The sequence below is a fragment of the Streptomyces tauricus genome, assembly GCF_014650955.1.
Classification (GTDB): Bacteria; Actinomycetota; Actinomycetes; order Streptomycetales; family Streptomycetaceae; genus Streptomyces; species Streptomyces tauricus.
Genome location: NZ_BMVY01000021.1, coordinates 131,714 through 157,623, shown reverse-complemented (window position 1 = coordinate 157,623; position 25,910 = coordinate 131,714). Strand labels below are relative to the sequence as shown.

21 protein-coding genes and 2 tRNA genes are annotated in these 25,910 nt (G+C 70.8%); 19 read left to right on the top strand and 4 right to left on the bottom strand.

All coding sequences use genetic code 11. The features are described from left to right. The 5 genes from IE278_RS27480 to obgE form a co-directional block, all read left to right on the top strand. Positions 1-3,574 (top strand): Rne/Rng family ribonuclease (locus tag IE278_RS27480; RefSeq protein ID WP_189775947.1); only part of this gene is annotated, 3,574 nt, incomplete at its 5' end. A 351-nt stretch (positions 3,575-3,925) separates the two neighbouring features. Further along, complete coding sequence (locus IE278_RS27475) at positions 3,926-5,272, top strand: phospholipase D-like domain-containing protein (protein ID WP_189775946.1); 1,347 nt, start codon at positions 3,926-3,928, stop codon at positions 5,270-5,272. Positions 5,273-5,477: 205 nt separating this feature from the next. Continuing rightward, on the top strand, positions 5,478-5,798 hold the full coding sequence (rplU, locus tag IE278_RS27470; RefSeq protein WP_006374708.1) for a 50S ribosomal protein L21: 321 nt from the start codon (positions 5,478-5,480) through the stop codon (positions 5,796-5,798). Between the two features lie 14 nt (positions 5,799-5,812). After that, positions 5,813-6,067: a 50S ribosomal protein L27 gene (rpmA, locus tag IE278_RS27465; RefSeq protein ID WP_189775945.1), complete on the top strand. Its 255-nt coding sequence runs from the start codon at positions 5,813-5,815 to the stop codon at positions 6,065-6,067. Between the two features lie 158 nt (positions 6,068-6,225). Next, positions 6,226-7,665 carry a GTPase ObgE gene (gene obgE / locus IE278_RS27460; RefSeq protein ID WP_189775944.1) on the top strand — a complete coding sequence of 480 codons (1,440 nt, stop codon included), beginning with the start codon at positions 6,226-6,228 and terminating at the stop codon, positions 7,663-7,665. A 508-nt stretch (positions 7,666-8,173) separates the two neighbouring features. Here obgE and IE278_RS27455 read toward each other — a convergent pair. After that, a complete protein-coding gene (locus tag IE278_RS27455; protein ID WP_189775943.1) occupies positions 8,174-10,246 on the bottom strand; it encodes a CDP-glycerol glycerophosphotransferase family protein in 2,073 nt (690 codons plus the stop codon). A gap of 342 nt (positions 10,247-10,588) precedes the next feature. On the opposite strand from IE278_RS27455, the gene proB reads away from it, so the two are divergent. The 5 genes from proB (at position 10,589) to IE278_RS27430 (ending at position 15,791) form a co-directional block, all read left to right on the top strand. After that, entirely contained in the window at positions 10,589-11,731 is a 1,143-nt protein-coding gene (gene proB, locus IE278_RS27450; RefSeq protein ID WP_189775942.1) for a glutamate 5-kinase, read from the top strand. 262 nt (positions 11,732-11,993) lie between these two features. Continuing rightward, positions 11,994-12,452: a DUF8830 family protein gene (locus IE278_RS27445; protein WP_189775962.1), complete on the top strand. Its 459-nt coding sequence runs from the start codon at positions 11,994-11,996 to the stop codon at positions 12,450-12,452. Positions 12,453-12,588: 136 nt separating this feature from the next. Further along, on the top strand, positions 12,589-13,875 hold the full coding sequence (locus IE278_RS27440) for a glutamate-5-semialdehyde dehydrogenase (RefSeq protein ID WP_189775941.1): 1,287 nt from the start codon (positions 12,589-12,591) through the stop codon (positions 13,873-13,875). Between the two features lie 99 nt (positions 13,876-13,974). Then, complete coding sequence (locus IE278_RS27435) at positions 13,975-14,565, top strand: SCO2584 family spore wall biosynthesis protein (protein ID WP_189775940.1); 591 nt, start codon at positions 13,975-13,977, stop codon at positions 14,563-14,565. Positions 14,566-14,723: 158 nt separating this feature from the next. Next, positions 14,724-15,791 carry an SCO2583 family membrane protein gene (locus IE278_RS27430; RefSeq protein ID WP_189775939.1) on the top strand — a complete coding sequence of 356 codons (1,068 nt, stop codon included), beginning with the start codon at positions 14,724-14,726 and terminating at the stop codon, positions 15,789-15,791. Between the two features lie 285 nt (positions 15,792-16,076). On the opposite strand, the gene IE278_RS27425 is transcribed toward IE278_RS27430, so the two are convergent. After that, positions 16,077-17,183 (bottom strand): M48 family metallopeptidase, encoded by a 1,107-nt coding sequence (locus IE278_RS27425; protein ID WP_246570731.1) that lies wholly within the window; start codon positions 17,181-17,183, stop codon positions 16,077-16,079. Positions 17,184-17,299: 116 nt separating this feature from the next. Between IE278_RS27425 and IE278_RS27420 the strand changes: the two genes are divergently transcribed. The 9 genes from IE278_RS27420 (at position 17,300) to IE278_RS27380 (ending at position 22,656) form a co-directional block, all read left to right on the top strand. Next, positions 17,300-17,455 (top strand): hypothetical protein, encoded by a 156-nt coding sequence (locus tag IE278_RS27420; protein WP_189775937.1) that lies wholly within the window; start codon positions 17,300-17,302, stop codon positions 17,453-17,455. Between the two features lie 153 nt (positions 17,456-17,608). After that, positions 17,609-17,773 carry a hypothetical protein gene (locus tag IE278_RS27415; RefSeq protein WP_189775936.1) on the top strand — a complete coding sequence of 55 codons (165 nt, stop codon included), beginning with the start codon at positions 17,609-17,611 and terminating at the stop codon, positions 17,771-17,773. Between the two features lie 47 nt (positions 17,774-17,820). Continuing rightward, positions 17,821-18,495 (top strand): nicotinate-nucleotide adenylyltransferase, encoded by a 675-nt coding sequence (gene nadD / locus IE278_RS27410; RefSeq protein WP_189775935.1) that lies wholly within the window; start codon positions 17,821-17,823, stop codon positions 18,493-18,495. A 16-nt stretch (positions 18,496-18,511) separates the two neighbouring features. After that, positions 18,512-20,311, top strand: a complete 1,800-nt coding sequence (locus tag IE278_RS27405) for an LCP family glycopolymer transferase (RefSeq protein ID WP_189775934.1) — start codon at positions 18,512-18,514, stop codon at positions 20,309-20,311. A gap of 126 nt (positions 20,312-20,437) precedes the next feature. Further along, complete coding sequence (rsfS, locus tag IE278_RS27400; RefSeq protein WP_189775933.1) at positions 20,438-20,884, top strand: ribosome silencing factor; 447 nt, start codon at positions 20,438-20,440, stop codon at positions 20,882-20,884. Next, complete coding sequence (locus IE278_RS27395; RefSeq protein ID WP_246570729.1) at positions 20,881-21,582, top strand: histidine phosphatase family protein; 702 nt, start codon at positions 20,881-20,883, stop codon at positions 21,580-21,582. The genes rsfS and IE278_RS27395 overlap by 4 nt, the downstream gene beginning before the upstream one ends. Before the next feature lie 146 nt (positions 21,583-21,728). Then, a tRNA-Ala gene (locus IE278_RS27390) sits at positions 21,729-21,801 on the top strand. A 425-nt stretch (positions 21,802-22,226) separates the two neighbouring features. Beyond that, entirely contained in the window at positions 22,227-22,460 is a 234-nt protein-coding gene (locus IE278_RS27385) for a hypothetical protein (RefSeq protein WP_010986886.1), read from the top strand. Between the two features lie 123 nt (positions 22,461-22,583). Further along, positions 22,584-22,656, top strand: a tRNA-Ala gene (locus IE278_RS27380). A 152-nt stretch (positions 22,657-22,808) separates the two neighbouring features. Here the strand turns inward: IE278_RS27380 and IE278_RS27375 are convergent. Together IE278_RS27375 and IE278_RS27370 are read right to left on the bottom strand one after the other, a co-directional pair. Continuing rightward, a complete protein-coding gene (locus tag IE278_RS27375; RefSeq protein WP_189775932.1) occupies positions 22,809-24,431 on the bottom strand; it encodes an NADH-quinone oxidoreductase subunit NuoF family protein in 1,623 nt (540 codons plus the stop codon). Further along, entirely contained in the window at positions 24,431-25,726 is a 1,296-nt protein-coding gene (locus IE278_RS27370; protein ID WP_189775931.1) for a ferric reductase-like transmembrane domain-containing protein, read from the bottom strand. The genes IE278_RS27375 and IE278_RS27370 overlap by 1 nt, the downstream gene beginning before the upstream one ends. Positions 25,727-25,910: the final 184 nt, after the last annotated feature.

Here is a 25,910-nt window from a genome sequence, read left to right as displayed (position 1 = left end):
TCGCGCCACCCGCCGCGCCACCGCGCCCGCCGGTGCGCCGCAGGCCGAGGCGGAGGTGCTGAGCGAGACGCCCGAGCAGGCGCCCGCCGAGGCCGCCGCCGAGCCCACTCGTCGCGCCGCCCGCCAGAAGGCGGAGCGCGCCGAGACCCCCACCGCGACCGAGCCCGCCGAGGCCGTTGCTCGCGACGAGCGCAGGGAGGCCCCCGTGGCCGCTGCCAGGAACGACCGGTCCGCCGAGACCGAGACCCCCGCCGACGCCGACGACGCCACCCCGCGTCGCGCCCGTCGCCGCGCCACCCGCAAGGCGGCCGGCGGCTTCTCCGCGCCCGCGCCCCGCAAGACCGCCGAGGAGGGTTCGGCCCGGCGCCCCGCGCGCCCCGCCGTCGCCGTCTTCCAGGCGCCGGTCTTCACCGAGCCGATGTTCCAGACGCCGGAGCGCGCGGCGGCCGCCGCCGCGGCCGAGGCCGCCGAAGAGGCCGAGGAGGTCACCGAGGTCGCGGAGCCGGTCCAGCCGGCCGCACCCGTGACCGCCCCCGTGGCCGCCGCCGAGGAGGAGACGGGCGGTTCGCGCCGTCGCCGCCGCCGGGGCAAGGCCGAGGAGCCCGCCGCCCCCGCCGAGCGTGCCCCGGTGGAGCGTGCCCCCGAGGCCGAGGAGCCGGCCGACGAGGAGCCCGTCGAGGAGGAGTCCGCGGAGGACGCCGCCGACGGTGACGACAGCGAGGAGACCGGTTCGCGCCGCCGTCGCCGCCGTGGTGGCCGTCGCCGCCGCCGGGGCGAGTCCGCCGACGCGGACGACGACTTCGCCGCCGAGCAGAACGAGCGGGGCGAACGCGGTGAGCGCGGCGAGCAGGCCGCCCGTACCGCCGACGACACCGAGGACACCGCCGAGCAGGCCGAGGAGGACTCCGCCGACGCGGACGACGACCACGACGACGCCGGCGGCTCCAGCAGCAGCCGTCGCCGCCGTCGCCGCCGCCGTCGTGCCGGTGACTCCTCCGGCGAGGCCGAGGCCGAGTCCGGTGGCAGCGACCCCGAGCGCACGGTCGTCAAGGTCCGCGAGCCCCGCAAGAAGGACGAGCACCCGAGCGACGAGGTCCAGTCCATCAAGGGCTCGACCCGCCTGGAGGCCAAGAAGCAGCGCCGCCGCGAAGGGCGCGAGCAGGGCCGCCGCCGCGTCCCGATCATCACCGAGGCCGAGTTCCTGGCCCGCCGTGAGGCCGTCGAGCGCGTGATGGTCGTCCGCCAGAGCGGCGAGCGTACGCAGATCGGTGTCCTCGAGGACGACGTGCTCGTGGAGCACTACGTCAACAAGGAGGAGGCGACCTCGTACGTCGGCAACGTCTACCTGGGCAAGGTCCAGAACGTGCTGCCGTCGATGGAGGCCGCGTTCATCGACATCGGCAAGGGCCGCAACGCGGTCCTGTACGCCGGTGAGGTCAACTTCGAGGCGCTGGGCATGGCCAACGGCCCCCGCCGCATCGAGAGCGCCCTGAAGTCCGGCCAGTCGGTCCTCGTGCAGGTCACCAAGGACCCGATGGGCCACAAGGGTGCCCGTCTGACGAGCCAGGTCTCGCTGCCCGGCCGCTACCTGGTCTACGTGCCCGAAGGCTCGATGACCGGCATCAGCCGCAAGCTGCCCGACACCGAGCGCGCCCGGCTGAAGACCATCCTCAAGAAGATCGTCCCCGAGGACGCGGGCGTCATCGTGCGCACCGCCGCCGAGGGCGCGAGCGAGGACGAGCTGCGCCGTGACGTCGAGCGGCTCCAGGCGCAGTGGGAGGACATCGAGAAGAAGGCGAAGAGCGGCAACGCCCCGACCCTGCTGTACGGCGAGCCGGACATGACCGTCCGTGTCGTCCGCGACATCTTCAACGAGGACTTCTCCAAGGTCATCGTCAGCGGTGACGAGGCGTGGAGCACCATCCACGGCTACGTGGCGCACGTCGCGCCCGACCTGGCGAACCGCCTGTCGCGGTGGACCTCCGAGGTCGACGTCTTCGCGACGTACCGGATCGACGAGCAGCTCGCCAAGGCGCTGGACCGCAAGGTGTGGCTGCCGAGCGGCGGTTCGCTGGTCATCGACAAGACCGAAGCGATGATCGTCATCGACGTCAACACCGGCAAGTTCACCGGTCAGGGCGGCAACCTCGAAGAGACGGTCACCAGGAACAACCTGGAGGCGGCCGAGGAGATCGTGCGCCAGCTGCGGCTGCGCGACCTCGGCGGCATCGTCGTCATCGACTTCATCGACATGGTCCTGGAGTCCAACCGGGACCTGGTGCTCAGGCGCCTCCTGGAGTGCCTGGGCCGCGACCGCACGAAGCACCAGGTGGCCGAGGTCACCTCGCTGGGCCTCGTCCAGATGACCCGTAAGCGGGTCGGTCAGGGCCTCCTCGAGTCGTTCTCGGAGACCTGCGTCCACTGCAACGGCCGCGGCGTGATCGTGCACATGGAGCAGCCGACCTCCGCGGGAGGCGGCGGCAAGCGCAAGAAGCGCGGTCGCGGCGGTGCCGAGCAGAGCCACGAGCACGAGCACACGTACGAGACGGAGACGGCCGAGGCCGTCGAGCCGGACGAGACGGCCGCCGAGGTCGCCGCGGAGGCCGCCGAGCCCGTCGCGCTTCCCGAGCCCGAGTTCGTACCGGACGAGGATCTCTACAGCAGCGCCGCCGAGGCGGAGGCCGCGGCCACCCGTGGCGGTCGTTCGCGTCGCCGGTCGAGCCGGCGGGCGTCCGCCCCGGCGGGTGCGCCGAGGTCCGAGTCCCGCAGGTCCGAGCGGGCCGAGCGGGCGGAACGAGCCGAGCAGGCCGAGCGGGCCGAGCAGGCCGAGCGCAGGGACGAGGTCCCGACCGCGCAGTCCGTGACGCCGGAGGAAGAGATCGCGCGTCCGGTCCAGCAGGAGCCGGCCGAGGCCGCGCAGACGGCGCCCGTCGCCGCCGAGGACCCGGTGGTCGAGGCCCCGGCCGCCGCCGAGACCCCGGTCGTCGACGACGCGGCTCCCAAGGGCCGTACGCGCCGTCGGGCGACCCGCAAGGTGTCCGCGCCCGCCGGTTCGCCCACGGCGGCCGAGGAGACCGTGGTGACGGTCTCCGAGCCGGTCGCCGCGCCTGCCGCGCCCGCCGAGCCCGTGGAGCAGCCCGCCGAGGCCGCCGCCACGCAGGAGCAGCCCGTCGCCGACAGCGCCGCCCCGGCCCGGCCGAGGCGTCGTGCGGTCCGTAAGGCCACCGCGCCGACCTCGTCCGCCGAGACCGCTGTCGTGGTCGTCCCGTCGGCGCAGCCGGAGGCTCCGGCGCAGGCCGCCGAGGCGCCGGTCGAGGCCCCCGCTGAGCCGTCCGCCGAGGACGGCGCCGCGCCGGCCAAGAAGACGGCCCGCAAGGCGGCCAAGAAGGCGCCCGCGAAGAAGGCCGCCGCGAAGAAGACGACGACGGCGGCCAAGAAGACGGCCGCCAAGAAGACCACGGCCAAGAAGGCGACGAAGACCGCCAAGACGGCCGCGAAGTCGACGTCCAAGAAGACCGCGGCGGCGGAGCAGCAGACGCCGTCCACCGTCACGGCCTCCACCGACGAGGACTGACGAGGACGGACGAGGACGGACATCAGCGGAGGCGCGAGCCTCGGCACGACGCCCCCCGACCGGCGATCACCACGCCGGTCGGGGGGCGTCCTCGTGCCCGGCGGGGGCGCGCTCATGGCCGGCGCGGACACCGCCGCCGTCACCCTTAGGGCCCGTGCGGTTACCCGAACTGTCGTACTGGGCGCCCGATTTGACATACCGTGACGTGGTTTCGGGAACATCACGGACATCACATTCACCCCCCGCCACTTGGAAGGTGAACCCTCACCTGCAAAACTCGGGCGGTCATCGTTTACACATACACGGGTGTACGTCGGGGAGGGCGTTCACACGTGTCAGGGAGGGGATCTCATGGCGCGCGTGCGCCTGCAGGGCACTGGGCGGCACCGCGCTGTGAAGCCGGTCAAGGGAAGCCGTCAGGCCGTCGCGCTGGCGACCGTGCTGTCCGCGGCGGGTATCCAGGCCGGCACGTCGGCGGGTACGGCGCAGGCCGTCGACAACCCGACGTGGACCGAGGGGCCGATCTTCAACGACCCGCTCGGCACCACCGACCAGCAGTACGCGATCCGCACCCGGCTGATCGAGCTGACGAACTCCGCGCTGCCCGGCTCCACGATCAAGGTCGCGGTCTACCACGTCTGGGAGGCCGGCGTCGTCAACGCGCTCGTCGCCGCCAAGAACCGCGGTGTGAACGTGCAGGTGCTGCTCGACGAGTCCAGTATCAGCGACCGTCCGACGAACACCGCCTACGGGACGCTCGCCTCCGGGCTCGGCACGGACCGTACACAGGGCTCGTACGTCTCGACGTGTCCGGAGAACAAGTCGTGCCTCGGCGACCCGAAGTTCGGGCAGTCGATCATGCACAACAAGTTCTGGCTGTTCTCGGCGGTGCAGGGCGCCACGAACGTGGTCGTCGAGACCACCTCGAACTCCACGCCGTCCGCGCACACGCGCTTCTTCAACGACGCGCTGCTGCTGCCGAACAACCCGACGATGTACGACGCGTACGCGGACTACTTCGACACGATGGTCGCGCAGGACTGGGAGTCCTGGAACTACCGCACGGTGAGCAACGGCCTCTACAAGGCGTACTTCTTCCCGCGGGCGGGCAACACGCGGGCCACCGACTCGGTGTACTCGATCCTCAACAACGTCACCTGCAAGTACAAGGACACCGCGGGCGTCACGCAGTCGACCAAGGTCCGGGTGGCGATCTTCAAGATCACGCGGCTGGCCATCGCGGAGAAGCTGGTCGACCTGAAGAAGGCGGGCTGCTCCGTGAGCATCGTCTACGCGGAGTCGGACAGCGCCAAGAGCAGCGGCGGCACCAAGGGCACCTGGGAGAAGCTGCACACCACCGGCGGCCCGACCGTACGCTGCTACAACGACGACCGTGACCCGCTGAACCCCGGCAAGAAGCTGATCACGCCGTACATCATCCACTCCAAGTACATCCTGGTCGACGGCATGTACGACGGTGTGAGGAACAAGGTCAGCTTCACCGGCTCCGGCAACTACACGGGCCCCGCGCTGCGCGAGAACGACGAGTCGATCGTGAAGGTCGACGACGACGCCGTGCACGACATGTACCGGATCCACTTCGACCGGGTGACCAAGGTCGCCTACCCGGGCACCGCGGACACCACGGATCTGTGCAAGGGCGTGAAGCCGCTGCCGGCGGACGGCGAGCCCACATAGGTTGCCTGGTCAGGGTGTGGTCGGGGCCCGGTTTGACCCCCAGGTCGGGGCCCCGTAACCTTGACCCTCGGTGTGTTTGTCAATGCACCGCATTCCCGTAAACCTCTTCCTCCTGGTGGCTCGCGCCCCGGGAGAGGCTGCCTGCTTCGCTTTCTTCGGTGGCTGGACTGCGGGGATTCCGATTTCGAGTGAGAGAGAGATCCGCGTGTACGCCATCGTGCGCAGCGGTGGTCGCCAGCACAAGGTTGCTGTCGGCGACATCGTTGAGGTTGACAAGATTTCCACTGCCAAGGTTGGCGACACGGTCGAGCTCTCGACCCTGCTCGTTGTCGACGGCGACGCTGTCACCAGCGACCCGTGGGTCCTGGCCGGTATCAAGGTCCAGGCCGAGATCGTGGATCACCACAAGGGTGTGAAGATCGACATCCTTCGCTACAAGAACAAGACCGGCTACCGCCGTCGTCAGGGCCACCGCCAGCAGTACACGGCGATCAAGGTCACTGAGATCCCCGCGGCTGCGAAGTAAGGGACTGAGGAGAGATGGCACACAAGAAGGGCGCATCGTCCACCCGGAACGGTCGCGACTCCAATGCTCAGCGGCTCGGCGTGAAGCGCTTCGGCGGTCAGGTCGTCAACGCCGGTGAGATCCTGGTCCGCCAGCGTGGCACCCACTTCCACCCCGGCGTGAAGGTCGGCCGTGGCAAGGACGACACGCTGTTCGCGCTGGCCGCCGGTGCGGTCGAGTTCGGCACGCACCGTGGCCGCAAGGTCGTGAACATCGTTCCGGTCGCCTGACCGGATCTTTCGCGAGGCGGACCTCACTTCCCGTACGGGAAGCGGGTCCGCCTTTCGCGTGTTTTAACTGAGTAGTGATCACTGAGCGGTGGCGTTCGCCGTCGGCCGCGCGGTGCTCATCGATGAGAGATTTCCGTACGTAACTGGAGGCACATCCCATGACCACCTTCGTGGACCGCGTCGAGCTGCACGTCGCCGCGGGTAGCGGAGGTCACGGCTGTGCCTCCGTCCACCGGGAGAAGTTCAAGCCCCTCGGTGGCCCGGACGGCGGCAACGGCGGCCGTGGCGGTGACGTGATCCTGGTCGTCGACCAGTCCGTCACCACGCTCCTCGACTACCACCACTCCCCGCACCGCAAGGCCACCAGCGGCCGGCCCGGTGAGGGCGGCAACCGCTCCGGCAAGGACGGCCAGGACCTGATCCTGCCGGTGCCGGACGGCACCGTCGTCCAGGACAAGGACGGGAACGTCCTCGCCGACCTGGTGGGCCAGGGCACCACCTATGTGGCCGCGGAGGGCGGCAGGGGCGGCCTCGGCAACGCCGCGCTGTCCTCGGCCCGCCGCAAGGCCCCCGGCTTCGCCCTGCTGGGTGTTCCCGGCGGTATGCAGGACATCGTCCTGGAGCTGAAGACGGTCGCGGACGTGGCGCTGGTCGGCTACCCGAGCGCGGGCAAGTCCTCGCTGATCTCGGTCCTGTCGGCGGCCAAGCCCAAGATCGCCGACTACCCCTTCACGACCCTCGTCCCCAACCTCGGTGTGGTGACGGCCGGCTCGATGGTCTACACGATCGCCGACGTGCCGGGACTGATCCCGGGAGCCAGCCAGGGCAAGGGCCTGGGGCTTGAGTTCCTGCGCCACGTGGAGCGCTGCGAGGTGCTCGTCCACGTCCTGGACACGGCGACCCTGGAGTCCGACCGCGACCCCGTCTCCGACCTCGACATGATCGAGGAGGAGCTGAAGCAGTACGGCGGCGGCCTCGACCGCCGGCCGCGCATGGTCGTCCTGAACAAGATCGACGTGCCCGACGGCAAGGACCTGGCCGAGATGGTGCGCCCCGACCTGGAGGCGCGCGGCTACCAGGTCTTCGCGATCTCCGCGGTCGCCCACATCGGCCTCAAGGAGCTGTCCTTCGCGCTCGCCGAGGTGGTGGGGCAGGCGCGTGCGGCGAAGCCGAAGGAGGAGGCGACGCGGATCGTCATCCGGCCGAAGGCGGTCGACGACGCGGGCTTCACGGTGGTGCGCGAGGACGACGGGCTGTACCGCGTGCGCGGCGAGAAGCCGGAGCGGTGGGTGCGGCAGACGGACTTCAGCAACGACGAGGCCGTCGGGTACCTCGCCGACCGGCTCGCCCGTCTCGGCATCGAGGCCTCGCTGATGAAGGCGGGCGCCCGTACGGGTGACGGCGTCGCCATCGGGCCCGAGGAGAACGCGGTCGTCTTCGACTGGGAGCCGACGGTGATGGCGGGGGCGGAGATGCTCGGGCGCCGTGGTGAGGACCACCGGTTCGACGCGCCTCGGCCGGCTTCGCAGCGGCGGCGGGACAAGCAGGCGGAGCGGGACGAGTCGGACCAGGAGTTCGACGACTTCAACCCGTTCTAACGGGGTTGCCCTCCGGGCCGGGGGTGTCTGTACACCGCGGCCCGGAGGGGTGGGGCTGATTGCGCCGTTCCCCGCGCCCCTTGGTGGGTTTGGGCTGGGGCGGGTGTGTTTCCTGCGGCCGGTGAGGGTTGATCGCGCAGTTCCCCGCGCCCCTGGGGTGAGTGGGGGTTGAGGTTGTTGTGCTTCCTCGGGCCGGTCGGGGTGGGCCGCGCCGTTCCCCGCGCCCCTGAAGGGCGCACAGCGGGCGTCTGCTTTTAGGGGCGCGAGGAACTGCGCGGGCAACCCCCACGGCCCGCGGTGAGGCACCTGCCCCAGCCCCGACTCCCTAGGGGCGCGGGGAACTGCGCGGCCCACCCCCGTCGGCCCGCAGCAAACACACCCGCCCCAGCCTCACTCCCTAGGGGCGCGGGGAACGGCGCAACAAGCCCCCGCCGGGGCGTACGCGAAGGTAAAGGTGTGGGGCCCGGAGAGAACTCCGGGCCCCACACCTTTGTGCTTCGGTCGGCGGTTACGCGTTGATCGCGTCCTCCGGCTCACTCGCGTCCTGGGTGAATTCCTCCGACGCCGACCGCGGGGAAGGAATCTCCGCCGCGAGCCGCGACTCCATCCGCACCCGCCGCTCGTCGGCCTTCGTGCACAGGTCGTCGATCGCCCCGTTGAAGCGCGCCAGCGACGGCGGGTCGGACGGACCGAGCAGGTGCTCCTTCAGCGCCGCACGGGCCGCCGTGAACTGGTCCTTCTCGGGCCGGCGGACCGACTCCAGGAGCGCCGGCACACCCTCCGCGCCGGGAGAGAGGACCACACCGGCAGACACCGTCGGGAAGCCCGTGCGGAACGCCGCCTCGGACATCCCCGACGTGTTCGCCACCGCGTACGGCTTCTCGCTCGACAGCCAGTCGGACACCACCGACGACACATCGCTGACCAGCAGGTCCGCCTGGTTGAAGCAGGCGAAGATGCCCGGCCGCGCGTCCGTGATGATCTGGTGCTCCCACTCCGGGAAGGACGCCCAGTACGCCTTCTCCCAGGCCAGCGTGGCCTCGGCGATGGCGGCCTCGCGGTCACCCCGGGGCGCCCCCTGGAGCAGCATCCGCTCCATCTCGTCGGCGCTGCTGCGGAAGTGGGTGGACGTCAGCTTGTCCAACTCGGCCGTACGCCGCGCCAGTTCGGCGGCGGCGCCGGCCTGGGGACGAGCGCCCGAGCGCAGCGCGGCGGCCTCGCGGATCATCGCCTTGATGCGCTCGTTGGCGGCGCCCGCGCGCATGTCGACGGAACCGGTCATGGGGTGCGGCTTGTAGAGGAGCCGTACACCGTCGTCGGCCAGGAGCTGCCGGACGATGTTCTCGCCGGCCAGCACCACCGAGGTGTTGCCGGGGTTGCCGTCCCAGCCCTCCCACGTGGGGGCGTACAGCACGGTCGTGAACGCGCCCGTCGGCGCCCCCGAGTACGGGCGGATCGGCGCGAGCTGCGGGCGGCCGACCTCCACGATGTCCTTGTCCTCGACGCCGACCTCGGCCAGCGCGTACCGCTCGCGGGCCGCGGGCCCGGCCACCCACACCTCGTCGTACGCCTTCGCGTACGGGTTGCAGGAGGAGAGCTTGTCGCTCTCGCCGTGGTTGATGAAGGCGTGCTTGACCGTGGGGATGCGCAGCACCTGCGAGGTCTTCGCGGCGTTCGCCGGGTGCAGCATCATCTTCAGCGTCGAGTTCTCCAGCGAGAACATCGTCGAGACCTTCGGGAAGCAGATGACCGGCACGTCGGTGGCGTCGATCTTCTGCACCATGAACCGCTCGCGCAGCACGATCAGCGGCTTCGCGTCGATGGCGGAGACCGTGGAGAGCCACATGTTGGCCTGGTACGCGGAGGTCGTGCCGCCGGAGAAGTACATGGCGACCGTCGGCCGGTAGTCGGCCAGCCACTGGTCCAGCCACTCCATGACCTTCTGCTCGCTCAGGGCGCGCTTCTTCGGCAGCAGCCAGGTGGCGAGGTACGCGGTGCCGCCGCCGATCAGCACGAGGGCGACACCGAGGCCGATGGCGCCCCAGAGGGCGTGCTCGGTGGCCGCGGTGACCATCAGGCCGATCGTGGTCGGGACGGAGAAGGTGAGCAGCCGGTGACCGGGACGGCGGGCCAGGATGCGCGGCGGCGCGGCGGTGAGGCGCAGCGCGGACGCGTCGATGTTCCGGGTGACGATCGGCAGCGTACGGGTGCGGCGGACCATGACGGCGGCGGCCTGGCAGGCGAAGTGCAGGGCGTAGAAGACGCACAGCCCCACCATCAGCGGAGCCTGCTCGCGCGTCGGGCTGATGCCGTCGATCCGCAGGAGCCCCACCAGGATGATCATGTCGCGCAGCAGCTGCCGGACCGTGGCGTCGAAGCGGACCTTGCCGAGCAGCGAGAGCAGCCCGGGATCCCGGTACTGAAGGAACACGTCGAGGGCGAGGCCGGCGGCGCTCGCGGCGACGAACACCGGGACGTTGGGCAGCAGAGCGGAGACGATCTGCGCCGTGAAGAGCGCGAACATCGCGAGCAGCGCTGACAGCTGCACGATGCGGCGGGTGGCGAGTCCGGCGGAGGGCACGGAATGGGCTCCTGCGAGGGGTGCGACGGATGGGGGGAGGCGTGGAGGTCGGGCCTCGCCGTACCTCCCTGAAGCTCGTACGGGAGAGGCCGATCCCTGACCGTATGACCTCTGCGGGTCGCCTAGCAATCTTGCGTGAGAACTATCACCGGATTTGGGTTTAAAACGACGAGAAGCCGTGGCACTCCCTTCCCGCCCTCCGCGCGCGCCCCCACCGACCCGCCTTTCCGCGTCCGCCCCTCGAAACGCGCGGGCGTCCGCCACCCTCCGTCACGTAGATTGCACGCACCGGGCAGGTCGCGGGTCGGACCATGGGGAACGTTGGGAACAGTGGGGTACAGCGTGTCAGCGGCTAGGCGGGCGGCAAGCAGACAGGGTGTCCTGGACGCCCACAGAATCGTCGTCAAGGTGGGTTCCTCGTCCCTGACCACCGCGGCCGGAGGCCTCGACGCCGACCGTGTCGACGCCCTCGTCGACGTCCTGGCGAAGAGCCGTGGCGGCGGCGAGCACGAGGTCGTCCTCGTCTCCTCCGGCGCCATCGCCGCCGGTCTCGCCCCGCTGGGCCTGCGCCGCCGCCCCAAGGACCTCGCCCGCCAGCAGGCCGCCGCCAGCGTCGGCCAGGGCCTCCTCGTCGCCCGCTACACCGCCTCCTTCGCCCGGTACGGCGTCCGGGTCGGCCAGGTGCTGCTCACCTCCGACGACATGAGCCGCCGCGCCCACCACCGCAACGCCTCCCGCACCCTCGACAAGCTCCTCGCGATGGGCGCCCTGCCGGTCGTCAACGAGAACGACACCGTCGCCACGGACGAGATCCGCTTCGGCGACAACGACCGCCTCGCGGCCCTCGTCGCCCATCTCGTCCGCGCGGACCTGCTCGTCCTGCTCTCCGACGTGGACGGCGTGTACGACGGCGACCCCAGCCGACCCGGTACGTCGCGGATAGCGGAAGTACGCACTCCGGCCGATCTCGACCACGTCGAGATCGGCAGTACGGGCAAGGCGGGCGTCGGCACGGGAGGCATGGTCACCAAGGTCGAGGCGGCCCGGATCGCCGCCGCGGCCGGCATCCCGGTGGTGCTGACGAGCGCGGTGCACGCGGCGGACGCCCTCGCCGGACGGGACACCGGCACGTACTTCCACGCCACCGGCCGCCGCTCCGCCGACCGGCTGCTGTGGCTCCAGCACGCCTCGACCCCGCAGGGCGCCCTCGTCCTGGACGACGGGGCCGTGCGCGCGGTCGTCGAGCGGCGTACGTCCCTGCTGCCCGCGGGCATCGCGGCCGTCGAGGGCGACTTCACCGCGGGCGACCCCGTCGAACTGCGCGACAGCGCGGGACGGGCGGTCGCCCGGGGGCTGGTCAACTTCGACGCCAAGGAGATCCCGCAGCTGATCGGGCGCTCCACGCACGACCTGGCCCGCGAGCTCGGCCCCGCGTACGAACGCGAGGTCGTGCACCGGGACGACCTGGTGCTGCTGAATCCGTGAACGGGGCGGCCCAAAAGGGGCCGCGCGGACCCGGAGCGGTGTCCACCGGACCTTCACCGGCGTACGCCCGGCGCCCCGCCCGTCAACAGGGCCTCGGCCGAAAAGGACGGGGAACGCCGGACAAAGCCCCTGCCCGAAGGTGGACCTTCGGTAAAAGTGCCACGCGGCGCCTTCCCACCTGCTCAACTTTGTCTCAGGGAGACCCCCTGAGTCCGGCAGACCGAGCGGACCCATTGCGTAAAAGGAGGCCGTCGTGAGACGAGTGCGCCCTGGGGCGGCGGCGTCCCGCAGTCTTGGCGGCTCGCGCGCGGCCGGCGAGGAACGGGCGCTCACGAGCGTCGCCGCCGGTGAGATGTACGACGCGGAGGAGCCGCAGGACCTGCCACGGCTGTGGCACGTCACGCTGAGCGTCTCGGGCGGCGAGGCCCCGCTGAAAGAGGTCAGGCGGGGCCTGGAGCAGCTCGCCCACGACCACCCCTTCCTGCTGACCAGCCGGTACGCCAACGACCACGCGGAGATCCGCTACTGGGAGGAGGCGCGCGACCTGCACGACGCGGCGGCGGTCGCGCTGCGGCTGTGGGGCGAGCACCGCCAGACCGCGAAACTTCCGCCCTGGGAGATCGTCGGCCTGGAGGTCATCGACCGCGAGACCTACCACCAGCGGATCGCGGAGGGGTACGGGCCGCTGCCCGCCACCCCCGTCGGCGTACACCCGTTCTAGCCCTCGTAGCGGCCGCCGCCCTTCCGCCGACCCCTGTGCTTGCCGGGGCACACGCTTTCTCCGGCCATTTCAGGACCTGTCTCGCGGTGTGGGACAACGGCTGAACCGCCCTCGCGGGCGCACTACCCTGCGGGTTATGACCACGCTCTCGCCGTACGACTCGATGTCCCCGGTCACCCAGGCCGCCTACCGGGCCAAGAACGCCGCCGCCGACCTCGCCCCGCTGCCGCGCGCCGAGAAGGACGACGCGCTGCTCGCGATCGCGGACGCCCTCGAGGTCCGTACGAGCGAGATCGTCGAGGCCAACGCCAAGGACGTCGAGCGCGCCCGCGAGGCCGGCACCAGTGAGACCGTCATCGACCGGCTCACCCTCACCCCCGAGCGGATCCGCGCGATCGCCTCCGACGTACGCGACGTGGTGGCGCTGCCCGACCCGGTCGGCGAGGTCGTCCGCGGCTCGACCCTCCCCAACGGCATCGACCTGCGCCAGGTCCGCGTCCCGCTCGGCGTCGTCGGCATCATCTACGAGGCCCGCCCGAACGTGACGGTCGACGCGGCCGCCCTGTGCCTGAAGTCCGGCAACGCGGTGCTGCTGCGCGGCTCGTCCTCGGCGTACGAGTCCAACTCCGCCCTCGTCCGCGTCCTGCGCGACGCCGTCGGCGGCTCGGGCCTGCCCGCCGACGCCGTCCAGCTCGTACCGGGCGACAACCGCGAGTCCGTACGGGAGTTGATGCGCGCCCGGGGCCTCGTCGACGTGCTCATCCCGCGCGGCGGCGCCTCGTTGATCCGCACGGTCGTCCAGGAGTCCACCGTCCCGGTCATCGAGACGGGCACCGGCAACTGCCACGTCTACGTCGACGCGCACGCCGATCTCGACATGGCGATCGACATCCTGATCAACTCCAAGGCGCAGCGGCCCAGCGTCTGCAACGCCGCCGAGACGCTCCTCGTCCACCAGGACATCGCGCCCGTGTTCCTGCCGCGCGCCCTCGACGCCCTCGCGGAGGCCGGGGTCACCGTGCACGCCGACGAGCGCGTCCTCGCGTACGCGAAGGACTCCAAGGCCACCGTCGTCGAGGCGACGATCGAGGACTGGGAGACCGAGTACCTGTCGTACGACATCGCGGCGGCCGTCGTCGACTCGCTGGACCGGGCCGTCGACCACATCCGGCTGTGGACGTCCGGGCACACCGAGGCGATCGTCACCACCTCGCAGCAGGCGGCCCGCCGCTTCACCCAGTTGGTGGACTCGACGACGGTGGCCGTGAACGCGTCCACGCGCTTCACGGACGGCGGTCAGTTCGGCTTCGGCGCCGAGATCGGGATCTCCACGCAGAAGCTGCACGCGCGGGGGCCCATGGGGCTGCCGGAGCTGACGAGCACCAAGTACATCGTCACGGGCGACGGGCACGTCCGGCGCTGATCCGCGTCCGCGACCCCATCCGCCTGCCGGCTGTCTCGGCAGGCGGATGAATTTCCTTACCGTCTGCCCAAATTGACCACCCCGGTCTACTCTGGATCCGTGCCGGAGGACGTGGGGGGCACGCCGTTCCCTGACGGCTGGGAGCCCGACGACGACCGCGACCGCGGGGGTGCGGACGAAGAGTTCGCCTCCGTGGTCTTCGACGAGGCCTTCGTGCGGGCGGCGACGGTGCACGAGCCGACCGCCGTGGAGCGCCTCCTGGCCGCCGCCCAGGCGAGAGCGGAGGCCTCCGAGGCCGAGGCCCGCCGGGCGCACACCCGGGGCCTGCGCGGGGACGACGAGCTCTACGAGGACGGGTTCGGCCCCGACGGGCCGGGCGATTTCGGCCACGACCCCGATCTGGACGACCTGGACGACCGCGACGTCCTGCACGGCCGCTACGGCCACCCCGGCACCTACGGGAAGCAGGCCCGCTGGCACCGGCCCGTGGCCTGGATGCTCGCCCTCGTGATGGGCATCGGCATGGTCGCGCTGGCTTTCGCGGCGGTCTACCGGGGCGCCTCGTCGAGCAGCGGGGATCAGGTACCGCCACCCGCCTCCACCGGACTCGAACAGGGCGGCGGGGTGGGCCCCTCGGCCTCCGCCGACTACTCCCCGCCGGCCGCCTCGGCGGTGCCCCGCACGCCGTGAGAATTCCCCCGGGGACCATGGCCTGCGCAGGTTTGAGAACCCTCTCCCGCGGCCTGCCAGGGCGGTCTCGGACCGTGTGCCAGAACTGGTGAGAACCTGTCAGAACTTGTCGTGTAGCAGGGCGTTTACCTGAGGTCCAGGAGACCTACTCTGAAAGTATGGGCAGTCCTGGAGACCCGCCGGAGGGGACGTCCGAGGGTGTACCCGGCGGTGGCGAGGAGGAGTACCGGTCCGTCGTCTTCGACGAATCGTTCGTCCGCGCTGCCCGCCTCCAGGAGTTCTCCGCGCAGGAGCGGATCGGCGACCACACCCCGGCCGTCCGCCGCCGCCCCCCGATGCGCCGAGGGCTCTCCCGGCAGGCCCTGGTCCTCGTCGTCCTGATCGCCGTGGCGTTCGGCACGGCGATCTACATGGGCGTACGCCATCCGTACCAGACGCCCGCCGCGAAGCATCCCGAACCTCTGCGCATGACGGTGATACCGCTCGCGCCACAGAGCCGCGTACCCGGTTCGGCCGATGTGGAGGCCCTGTACGCGCACAGCCCCGCCGACCAGTTCCGCATAGGCGCCGACGGCATCACGCTGCCCGCCTCGCGGCGCACCGCACACTTCTCCGACAGCCAGATCGTCACCGCGCTGACCACGGCGAAGGACTACCTCGTCGAGTCCGCGCTCGACCCGGACGTCCTCACCGGCGGCGCCAGCCGGTCGGTACGGATACTGCTCGATCCGCAGCAGCTCGACCAGTTCGACCAGAGCTTCCGGAGCCCGACCGCCGACGGGCGGCACGCGCCCACCGGCTGGCTGGTCCGCTTCGATCCGGCGCGGGCGGAGCTGGCCGACACCAAGATCCGGGTGCAGGGGACGCTGACCGCCGCCGAGACGGACTCCGACACCCTTGAGGTCAGCGCCGACCACACCTTCGTCTACGCGCTGCGGCCGACCGGCTCCGACGAGAAGGCCGAGGCCTCGCTGTTCACCGTGCGGCGCGAGCTGCACTTCCGGTTCGACCGGGACGACCTGCGTATGCACCAGGCCGAACTGCTCGTCTCCTACGTCCAGGCCGGGCCGCTGGCCTGCGCCGAGGACGCGACGAACCAGCTGCGTCCGCTGCTCGCGGGGGAGACGGCCCGGGCGGGTGGGCCGGCCGGCACGGATCCGTTCGCCACGGGCAGCGCGACGGCGCTGTGCGGGTCGCTGGCGGCCAGCGCACAGCCGAAGCTCTGAGCGGGGCTGGGCACTGAGCGGGGCCGGGGGCCGGGAACTCTGTTTTGATCCGTGGGCCCGGTGGGTGCTGGCCACGCAGTTCCCCGCGCCCCTGACGGGGCGCGGGTGCGGCCTCGCTTCCCACGGGACCCTCGTCCCTGACGGGGCCCGCGTCCCCGACGGGGCCCGCGTCCCTGACGGGACCCGTGCTCCCGACGGGACCCGCGCCCACGACGGAGCCCGTGCTCCGGACGGGACCCTCGCCCCCGAACGGGGCGGACCCTCGCCCCCGAACGGGGCGAGGGATCAGGGAGTGCCGGGTGGGGGTGTGTCGGTCGGGTTGTCCTTGGAGGGGTCGGTGTTGGTGGCGGGGCCCGTGCTGCTGCCGGTTGCGAAGCCGCCGAAGCCTCGGCGGACCCGGCCGCCGAGGTCGCCCGCGCCGCCCGCGATGTCGCTGACCAGCTTCATCAGCGGGTCCTTTGAGTTCTTCACGTCGGTGGCGTAGCTGGCGGCCGACTGGCGGAAGGAGTCCGTGACCGAGGTGTCGCCGTCCTCGTCGCGCCGCGGGTAGTGGCCGTCCATGATCCGCTGGTAGTCGCGGGACTCCGCCCACTTCTTCAGCTCGGCCGCCCGGACCGTGGTGAAGGGGTGGGAGCGGGGCATCACGTTCAGGATCTTGAGCACGGAGTCGCGGAGGTCGCCGCCGGCCTCGTACTCCTCGGCCTGGGCGAGGAACGCGTCCACGTTCATCTCGTGCAGGTGGTTGCCGCCCGCGATCTTCATCAGGCCGCGCATCGAGGCCCGCAGGTCCTGGCCGACCAGCAGCCCTGCACGGTCCGCGGACAGCTCGGACTTGCGGAACCACTCGCGCAGGGCGGTCACGATCGCCATGATCGCGAGGTTGCCGAGGGGGATCCACGCCACGCGCAGGGCGAGGCTGGTGAGGAAGAGCAGGATCGTGCGGTAGACGGAGTGGCCGGACAGCGCGTGGCCCACCTCGTGGCCTATGACCGCCCGCATCTCCTCCTCGTCGAGCAGCTCGACGAGCCCGGTGGTGACGACGATGATCGGCTCGTCCAGACCGATGCACATCGCGTTCGGCTGCGGGTCCTGGTTGACGTACATCGGCGGGACCTTGTCCAGGTCCAGGATGTAGCAGGCGTCGCGCAGCATCACGTTCAGGTGGGCGAACTGGGCGTCCGAGACGCGCACCGAGTCCGACAGGAACAGCAGCCGCAGGCTGCGCTCCGGGAGCAGGCCGCTGAGCGCCTTGAAGACCGTGTCGAAGCCGGTGAGCTTGCGCAGGGCGACCAGGGCCGAGCGGTCCGCGGGGTGCTCGTACGCCCGGGAGGAGATCCCCTCGAAGCGCCTGCGCTGCCTGCTCGGTACGTTCTCGTGGCTTTCTTCTGGCATGTGGTCCCCCATGCGTTTGGTTGCCTTCTGTGCCCCCAAGGCGGGGACCAGCCTAGGCGGAGATACCTTGGACGGGCAGTACAGCGAAGGAGCGGTACGTCAAGGAGTAGTACGTCATGGAGCATTCCCCCGGATCGTGGCTCGTCGAGGCCGCGAGCGCCGCCCAGGAGCAAGGGGCGGGCAATCTCCTCCGCGTCGTGCTGATCGTGATGGTCGTCGGATGCGTGCTGGCCGCCTGGTTCCTTCTGCGCGGCTACAAACGGGACGACTGAGACCCCGCGGAAGGTTCCCGACCGGCCGGAGCCGAACTCCCCGACGGCGGAGCCGAGATCTCCAACGGCGGAGTCGGAGTGATGGGGGAGAGGGCACCCGCTTACGATGTGCGGAAGTCTTTATCCCGCCCACATCGGATAGGTCTGCCGAAGATGAGCTTCCACAGCACCGCTGCCCAGTTGGTCACACTTGCCGCCGAGGGCGAGGAGCACGGTGGCAACCACGAGAGCCTGAACCCCCTGTTCGTCGGCGGTGGAGCCTTCCTCGCCCTCATGCTGCTGCTGTGGATCACCACCCGCTTCAACCGGGACCGCTGACGGCCGCGCGACAGCGCCCGCCGTCAGGGCCGGTAGGGTCTGCACGCATGGGAGAGCAGGACATGCCTACCGGTCCGGCGGGCGTCGTGGCACACGACGCACGGCGTGGCACGGGAAACGGACCGTCGAACCCGGGCAAGCGCCGCCTCGGCGTCATGGGCGGAACGTTCGACCCGATCCATCACGGACACCTCGTGGCCGCCAGCGAGGTCGCCGCGCGCTTCCACCTCGACGAGGTGGTGTTCGTGCCGACCGGACAGCCGTGGCAGAAGACCGACCGCAAGGTCTCGCCTGCCGAGGACCGCTATCTGATGACGGTCATCTCGACCGCCGAGAACCCGCAGTTCTCCGTGAGCCGCATCGACATCGACCGCGGCGGTCCCACCTACACCACGGACACGCTGCGCGATCTGCGCATGCTCAACCCCGACACGGATCTCTTCTTCATCACCGGCGCCGACGCGCTCGGCCAGATCCTCACCTGGCGGGACGCCGACGAACTGTTCTCCCTCGCGCACTTCATCGGGGTCACCCGGCCCGGTCACATACTGACCGACACCGGTCTGCCGGAGGGCGGCGTCTCGCTCGTCGAGGTGCCCGCGCTCGCCATCTCGTCCACGGACTGCCGGGTCCGGGTCGCGAAGGGTGACCCGGTCTGGTACCTGGTGCCGGACGGTGTGGTGCGCTACATCGACAAGCGTGAGCTGTACCGCGGCGAGTGAGCCGAGAGGGGCACCGGTGAACGACCGATACGACGCTGGGTACGGAGGCGACCAGTACGAACTCGTCGGCTACGACGAGTTCGGGCAGCCCGTGTACCGGCAGGTGCCACAGCCCGGGCAGTCTCCGCAGCACCCGCAGTACTCTCCGCAACAGGACGAGTACGGCTCGTACGACCCCTATGGCGGGCAGGCCCAGGGACAGGTCCCGGGGCAGGCGCCCGCGCAGGGTTACGGACAGGACTACAGCCAGGACCACGGGCAGCAGGGATACGGGCAGGGCTACGGCTACGACCCGTACGCGACGGGGCAGGCGGGACAGGCGGAGCAGCAGGCGGGCCGGCAGCAGGCGGCGCCTGTGGTGTCGTATGACACCGGTCAGCAGCAACCCGTGTCTTCCTATGACACCGACACCGACACTCCCACCGGTCGGCAGCAGGCCCAGGCCGCCGGGCAGACCGCGTACATCCCGCAGCAGACCCGCCCCGCGAAGGACCCGGCGCCGGCCCCGGCGCCCGCGGAGGGTGACGAGCGGCCCGATCAACCCGACTACCGCACCGAGCAGTTCGCGTTCGTCGAGGAGCAGCCCGAGCAGTCCGAGGACGTCATCGACTGGCTCAAGTTCACCGAGAACCGCACCGAGCGGCGCGAGGAGGCCAAGCGCCGCGCGCGTGGCCGGGTCGTCGCCCTCGTTGTCGTCCTCGCGCTGGTCGTGGTGGGCGGGGCGGGCTACCTCTGGTTCGCCGGGAAGCTGCCCGGGTCGTCGTCGGACTCCAAGACCAGCGAGACCACCGCGTCCGGCGCCCAGAAGCGTGACGTGATCGTCGTCCACCTGCACAACACCAAGGGCAGCGGCACCTCGACGGCCCTGCTCGTCAACAACACCACCACCAAGCAGGGCACCACGGTCCTGCTGCCCAACTCCCTTGCCCTGACGGACGACGACGGCGGCGCGACCACCCTCTCCAAGTCGGTCGACGACGACGGTTCCTCGGGGACGCGCGACGAGCTCGACACCGTACTCGGGACGGACATCGAGGGCACCTGGCGCCTCGACACCCCCTACCTCGACAACCTGGTCGAGCTGGTCGGCAACATCGACATCGACACCGACGCGGACGTGCCGGATCCCGAGGCGAAGAAGAAGGGCGAGGCGCCCCTCGTCAAGAAGGGCGAGCAGCAGACGCTCAGCGGCAAGATGGCCGTCGCGTACGCCACGTACCGGGCCTCCGGGGAGGCGCAGAACGCGCAGCTGCAGCGGTTCGGGCAGGTCATGCAGGGCGTGCTGCGCAAGATGTCGTCCGACGCGCAGGCCGCGACGACCACCGTGCAGACCCTCGCGCAGATCCTCGACCCCTCGCTCACCGACAAGGACCTGGGCACGTTCCTCGCCAAGCTCGCGGACCGCGCCAAGGAGGGCGACTTCAAGACCGCCCTGCTGCCCGTCCAGACGGACGGCCGGCTCAGTACGCAGGCCAGCGACAGCGTGGTCAAGGACGTGCTCGGCGGTGCCGCCAAGAGCCCCGAGAAGGGCGCCGCCGTCCAGGTCGGCATCCGCAACGCCACGGCCGACGAGGACGCCACGGAGAAGGCCAGGGTCGTACTCCTCAACGGCGGCTACACCTTCGTCGACGGCGGTACGGCCGACGCCGCGCAGGCGGTGTCCGAGATCACATACGCCGACGCCGCGAAGAAGCAGGACGCGGTGGAGGTCGCCAAGACACTCGGCCTGCCGACGACCTCCGTGAAGAAGGGCAAGGCCACCTCGAACGCGGACGTGTCGGTGGTGCTGGGCCAGGACTACAAGGTGGGCGAATAGGCCGGCCCACCCGGCCCACCGGCCCCACGCGGTGATCGTTCAATCGCGTGGGGTGCTGTCGGCGGTCCGTGAGACCCTTGGGGTATAACCCCCCGGGGTTCCTGACCGCCTACGGAAAGCCTTGTAGTGACCGCCACTGACCGTTCTGTCGAGCTCATCACCACCGCCGCGCAGGCGGCCGCCGACAAGCTCGCGCACGACATCATCGCGTACGACGTCAGCGACGTGCTGTCGATCACGGACGCCTTCCTGCTGGCCTCCGCGCCCAACGACCGCCAGGTCAAGTCGATCGTCGACGAGATCGAGGAGCGCCTGAACAAGGAGCTCGGCACGAAGCCGGTGCGCCGCGAGGGCGACCGCGACGCCCGCTGGATCCTGCTGGACTACGTCGACATCGTCGTGCACGTCCAGCACAGCGAGGAGCGCGTGTTCTACGCGCTGGAGCGGCTCTGGAAGGACTGCCCCGAGCTCGACCTGCCCGCCGACGCCAAGGCCACCCGGGGCAAGGCCGCCGAGCACGCCGAGCTCCAGGACGCGGAGGACGCCGCAGAGCTGCGCGGAGAACTTCGATGACCGCCGGCGCGGAGCGATCGGCGTCGGACGACAAGCCGCTGTCCGACGCCGGGCGCAAGGCGGGCCGCGGGCGCCGCGTCATCCTGTGGCGCCACGGCCAGACACTGTGGAACGTGGAGCGCCGCTTCCAGGGCACCACGGACATCGAGCTGACCGAGACGGGCGTGGGCCAGGCCCGCCGCGCCGCCCGGCTGCTCGCGTCCCTGAGGCCCGACGCGATCGTCGCCTCGGACCTGAAGCGGGCGGCGAACACCGCGGCCGAGCTGTCCGCGCTCACCGGTCTCGACGTGACGCACGACGAGGGTCTGCGCGAGACCTACGCGGGCCTGTGGCAGGGCCTGACGCACGAGGAGATCATCGCGCGGTACGGCGACCAGTACGCGGGCTGGAAGCGCGGCGAGCCCGTCCGCCGGGGCGGCGGCGAACTGGAGACCGAGGTCGCCGACCGGGCGGCCCCCGTGGTGCTCCGGCACGCCGAGAAGCTGCCCGACGACGGCACGCTCGTGGTCGTCAGCCACGGCGGCACCATCCGCACCACCATCGGCCGCCTCCTCGGTCTGGAGTCGCAGCACTGGGAAAGCCTCGGCGGCCTCTCCAACTGCTGCTGGTCCGTCCTCGGCGAGGGCGCCCGCGGCTGGCGCCTCCTGGAGCACAACGCGGGGACGCTGCCGGAGCCGGTGCTGGGCGACGACGACTAGAACCTCCGGCCGGCACGCGTGGGTCCGCCCACGCCGGCCGGAGGATCGTGTCCCGGTGCCCCCGCACACCGGATTTCACTTTCCGGCTGGTCGCAGGCTAAAGTTTCTCTTGTTCCGCCGCCGGGAAAGCGGCCGGGACACCGCAAGGGGCTATAGCTCAGTTGGTAGAGCGCCTGCATGGCATGCAGGAGGTCAGGAGTTCAATTCTCCTTAGCTCCACAGGTAGATGATCCCGTCCCCGTCAGGGGGCGGGATCTTTCGTTGCCCCGTCTTCCCGGCCTGTTGAGTCACTTGGGCCTCCCAGGCGTATACCTCTTCGGACGCACTACTCGTCGTTTGCGCTGGCCGCGACCGCTGCGGCAGGTGCCGTGTCCGGACTGGTACGAAGGCGTCGCTGACCGTATTGCTCCGGCCGTGGCAGAATCAAACGGCCGGAAGGGGGCGCGACCCGACGGGAGGGAGTGGCGATGCCTGCGAGCATCCTCGGGAAGGTCGACGACCTTTCCGGATCCGAGGTGGTACGGGACCCGATCACGCGCCTCGACCGCCCTTCCTGCGCTTCGGCCCACGTTGCTCAAGTCCTCGGCGACAACGGAGGAGTTCCCTACGTGTGCACGGCCTGCGGCCACAGCTGGAGCTGATCGATGGGTGCGCACAGGCGGAAGTGCGATTGGTGCGGCAGTGGTACGCCGATCGTCCGCGACATGGAACCGGTCAACCACGACTATCAGTACTGGTGCGAGGAATGCGCACGGGCGCTGATCATAAAAGGCGACCCCATCGAGACGTACCGCGAGCTGGAGGGCGAGCCGATCTACGGCCGGCTCCTCGACGAGCACTGCACGCTCAAGCGCTTCTACTCGTTCGCCACGGCCTGATCCGGCCGGGGCGTCCCCGGCCGGATGCGCGGCCGGGAGCGCGGCCGGGAAACGATTTGGTGGTGCGCGGAGGGACCGGTAATGTTGGCGTCGCCGCCGGGGAGACCCGGTGGGACACCGCAAGGGGCTATAGCTCAGTTGGTAGAGCGCCTGCATGGCATGCAGGAGGTCAGGAGTTCAATTCTCCTTAGCTCCACAGCAGATGAAGCGGGCCATCCGATCAGGATGGCCCGCTTCTTTGTGTTGCGTTGTGTGGTGTCGTGAGGTCTCTGCTCTTCGTGACGTCTCGGCGTACCGGAGTGCGCAGGTGTGCGGGTGCGGCGGCCCGGGTGCCGGGCCGCCGGTGGGTCAGCGGCCGCGGCCCAGCGCGCGACGGCCGCCCCCGCCGCCCTCGCGCACGGCGGGCAGGTTCTGCCGCGGAGCCGCTCCGCGGGTGTCCTCCTCCAGGCGCAGGGCGAGCGCCGGGCAGCGTCGTACGGCCCGCAGCGCCTTCGCCTCCGCGTACCGGGGGACCTGTGCCTGGGCGACCGTCGGGAAGCCGTCGGCGCCCAGTTGGAAGACCTCCGGGAGGATGTCCGCGCACAGGCCGTGCCCGCGGCAGAGCGTCCAGTCGACGTAGATCTTCTGACGGCTGGGGCCCTGCTCCTCCTCGGGCTGGCCGCCCGGGATGCCGGTGGGCTGCTGGCCGCCCTCGAAGAGCGGCAGAACGCCCTCCACGGGCCGTCCGCAGCCGTTGCCGAGGACATGCGCGGCCAGGTCGTCCGTGAAGGCCTTGATGGTCGACTCCAGGAACATCGCGGAGCCGTCCGGGTGCGAGCACGCGCCGCGCCGCTTCACGGCGTTGGCGACCTGCTTGAGCGCCTCCAGGGCGGCCGGACCACCGCCGTTGAGGATGTCCTCCATGCCGCGGGCCGCGGCCGGCAGACCGAGGTAGCAGGGGCCGCACTGGCCGGCGCTCTCCTCGGCCAGCCACTGGGCCACACGCAGCGACTCCCCGAGCGGGCAGGTGTTCATGCTGATCGGGAGGATCGCGCCGGCGCCGAGGGCGCCGCCCACCGCGTCCAGGGAGTTGCGCGAGACGATCGCCTCGTTGACCGTCGCGGAGTCCAGCCACTTGCCGTGGTAGCCGCCGGTCAGCACGCCCTGCGGGACGGGCGGGGCGCCGGCCAGCTGCAGGATGTAGCGCAGCGGGACGCCGGTCGGGGCCTCGATCACCATGGGCCGGGCGACCGCCCCGGAGACGGTGAGCATGACGGTGCCGGGCTCGTCGTACAGGCCGGTGTTCCCGTAGCGCTCGGCGCCGATGCGGGCGGCGATCGCCAGCTGGGCGAACGTCTCGGCGTTCGACAGCAGTGTGGGGGCGCCGCCGACACCGTTCTGCGAGGCGCTGGTCTTGCGGCCCGGCGGGATGGCGGGGCCGCCGTCGATCGAGCGGACCAGGGAGGCGGCCGCTCCGGTCACCATCCGCACCGGGTTGCGCTGCACCCGCGCGCGGATGGTCGCGTTGCGCCGGTTGGTCAGACCGCGCTCGGAGAGCGCCGCCTCCATCGACCGCTGGGTGGATTCACGTGTCACGCCGACGACCAGGGTGCGGGCGCCCAGTGCCTCCGCGACCAGCAGGGCACCGTCCAGGATCAGATGCGGGGCACGGTTGATCATCACCGTGTCCTTGCGGCAGGCGGGCTCGTCCTCGCTGCCGTTGACGACGACGACGGGCCGTACGCCCCGGCGGATCGCCGCCTCGGCGACCGACCGGAGCTTCTTGTGGAACGGGAAGCCGGCGCCGCCGCGGCCCTTCAGGTTGATCCGTTCGGAGAGCTGCGCGAGCTGCTCACCGCCCATGGGCTCGAGCGGCCCGTGCACCTTCAGGTGCATGGGCAGGTCGAGTCTCTCGACGAGATCGAAACCGGAGGTGAGCTGGGGAAGGCCCACCACTCGGACTTCGGGGACGTCGGGAAGGGCCTCGTTCACTAAAAGCCTCCGGAAGGCGCGTTCCAGGGTTCGCCGTTGCTCGGTGCCTCGTAGGAACCGGGCAGCGTTTCAGTGGCGGGACCGCTGTTGTACGTGTCATTCGGGTTGTACGTACCGAGGGGGTCGTTCGTCTCACCGGTGTTGTACAAGTCACTTCCGCCGTACGAGGCGCCCGGCGGGGGAGTGTCGTAGGACACGGGGCTGAAGGTGCCCGTGTCGTAGTTGGGCCCGTCGGTGCGCGGCGGGGCCTCGTACAGCGGCGGGGACGGGGCCGGCCAGCGGGTGCCGGTGTTTCCGTCGACGCGCGGCATCGCCTCGGTGGGCTGCATGTCGATCGGCATCTGCATGGGCCGGGTCGCCTCGGGAATCATCGGCTCCTGGACGCGCGGCGTGCTGGAGACGGCCCGGTAGGCGGCCGCGAAACCGCCGGTGTCGGTGAGCGAGCCGGTGTCCGTGAACGACCCGGCGGCCGGGAAGGCCCCGGTGTCCCGTGCACCGGAACGCTGCTGGGGGATCGGCTGGTCGGGGAAGCCCGGCCGGCCGCCGCCGCCCCGCGGGGCCTCCGCGGCACGGCGTGCCGGGGGCTCCTCGCGGAAGGACCTGTTGTTGCCGTTGTCGAGCAGGGCCAGCACGCGCTTGGCGAACTTCCGCTTGAACGACAGGGGGGCCGCACGCAGGCCGAGTGCTCCCATGACGGCGACCAGGGAGAGGCTGTAGAGGATCACGAAGACCGGCTTGGCCTCGCGGCCCGCGAAGAGGCCGTGGACCAGGGCCGCGCACCAGGCGGGGTAGGCCAGCATGTGCACCGCGCGCCAGCGGGCGGCGACCTCCGCGGGGGACGCGAACCTGCTGCGCAGGGCGCCGGTGAGCGCGGTGAGGATCATCAGGAGGCCGGCCAGGGTGCCGAATCCGATGAGCTGGCCCGTGCCGGTGACACCGAGGCCGAAGGGGACGAAGACCGCGATCGCGGAGACGTGGTCGAGGAAGAGCTTGACCGTGACGTGCAGGACCAGGAAGCCGACCGAGCTCACCGCGGTCGTGCGGTGCACGGCCTGGGCTATCAGGCGCTGGCGGGTGTTGAGGAAGACGCGGTCGGTGGCGACGAGTCCCCACAGGACCGAGCAGGTCAGGGCGACGAGGGACAGCACGCCCGCGCCGAAGTTGATGAAGTCACGGAACGCGTCACCTCCGACGACGACGCTCACGGGTATGAGCAGCAGAACGGCAGCCATCACTCCGCCCTGGACCGAGCGACTCGGCTGGGAGAGCGTGCTGTTGTTGCGGCGAGAGTTCATGGGGGCAACTCCGAACAGTTCGGGAAAGCGGTCCCGCTGCCGCACTCTAGGTCGGCGCATACCGAGGAGTACGAGGTTTGAGTTATATCGCTGTTATCAAAGGGCGGTGAGGGAGCTGTGATGTCCCTTAGCGGCCCTTACGCGAAGTAACCTTTGACTTTTGTCCAGCGTTTGCCGACGCGGC

What these genes read in the sequence shown, in the direction of transcription:
- IE278_RS27475 (WP_189775946.1), top strand. Translation starts at nt 3,926, where the DNA reads ATGGCGCGCGTGCGCCTGCAGGGCACTGGGCGGCACCGCGCTGTGAAG.
- rpmA (WP_189775945.1), top strand. Translation starts at nt 5,813, where the DNA reads ATGGCACACAAGAAGGGCGCATCGTCCACCCGGAACGGTCGCGACTCC.
- obgE (WP_189775944.1), top strand. Translation starts at nt 6,226, where the DNA reads ATGACCACCTTCGTGGACCGCGTCGAGCTGCACGTCGCCGCGGGTAGC.
- IE278_RS27440 (WP_189775941.1), top strand. Translation starts at nt 12,589, where the DNA reads ATGACCACGCTCTCGCCGTACGACTCGATGTCCCCGGTCACCCAGGCC.
- IE278_RS27430 (WP_189775939.1), top strand. Translation starts at nt 14,724, where the DNA reads ATGGGCAGTCCTGGAGACCCGCCGGAGGGGACGTCCGAGGGTGTACCC.
- IE278_RS27425 (WP_246570731.1), bottom strand. Translation starts at nt 17,183, where the DNA reads ATGCCAGAAGAAAGCCACGAGAACGTACCGAGCAGGCAGCGCAGGCGC.
- IE278_RS27420 (WP_189775937.1), top strand. Translation starts at nt 17,300, where the DNA reads ATGGAGCATTCCCCCGGATCGTGGCTCGTCGAGGCCGCGAGCGCCGCC.
- IE278_RS27415 (WP_189775936.1), top strand. Translation starts at nt 17,609, where the DNA reads ATGAGCTTCCACAGCACCGCTGCCCAGTTGGTCACACTTGCCGCCGAG.
- nadD (WP_189775935.1), top strand. Translation starts at nt 17,821, where the DNA reads ATGGGAGAGCAGGACATGCCTACCGGTCCGGCGGGCGTCGTGGCACAC.
- IE278_RS27395 (WP_246570729.1), top strand. Translation starts at nt 20,881, where the DNA reads ATGACCGCCGGCGCGGAGCGATCGGCGTCGGACGACAAGCCGCTGTCC.
- IE278_RS27385 (WP_010986886.1), top strand. Translation starts at nt 22,227, where the DNA reads ATGGGTGCGCACAGGCGGAAGTGCGATTGGTGCGGCAGTGGTACGCCG.
- IE278_RS27370 (WP_189775931.1), bottom strand. Translation starts at nt 25,726, where the DNA reads ATGAACTCTCGCCGCAACAACAGCACGCTCTCCCAGCCGAGTCGCTCG.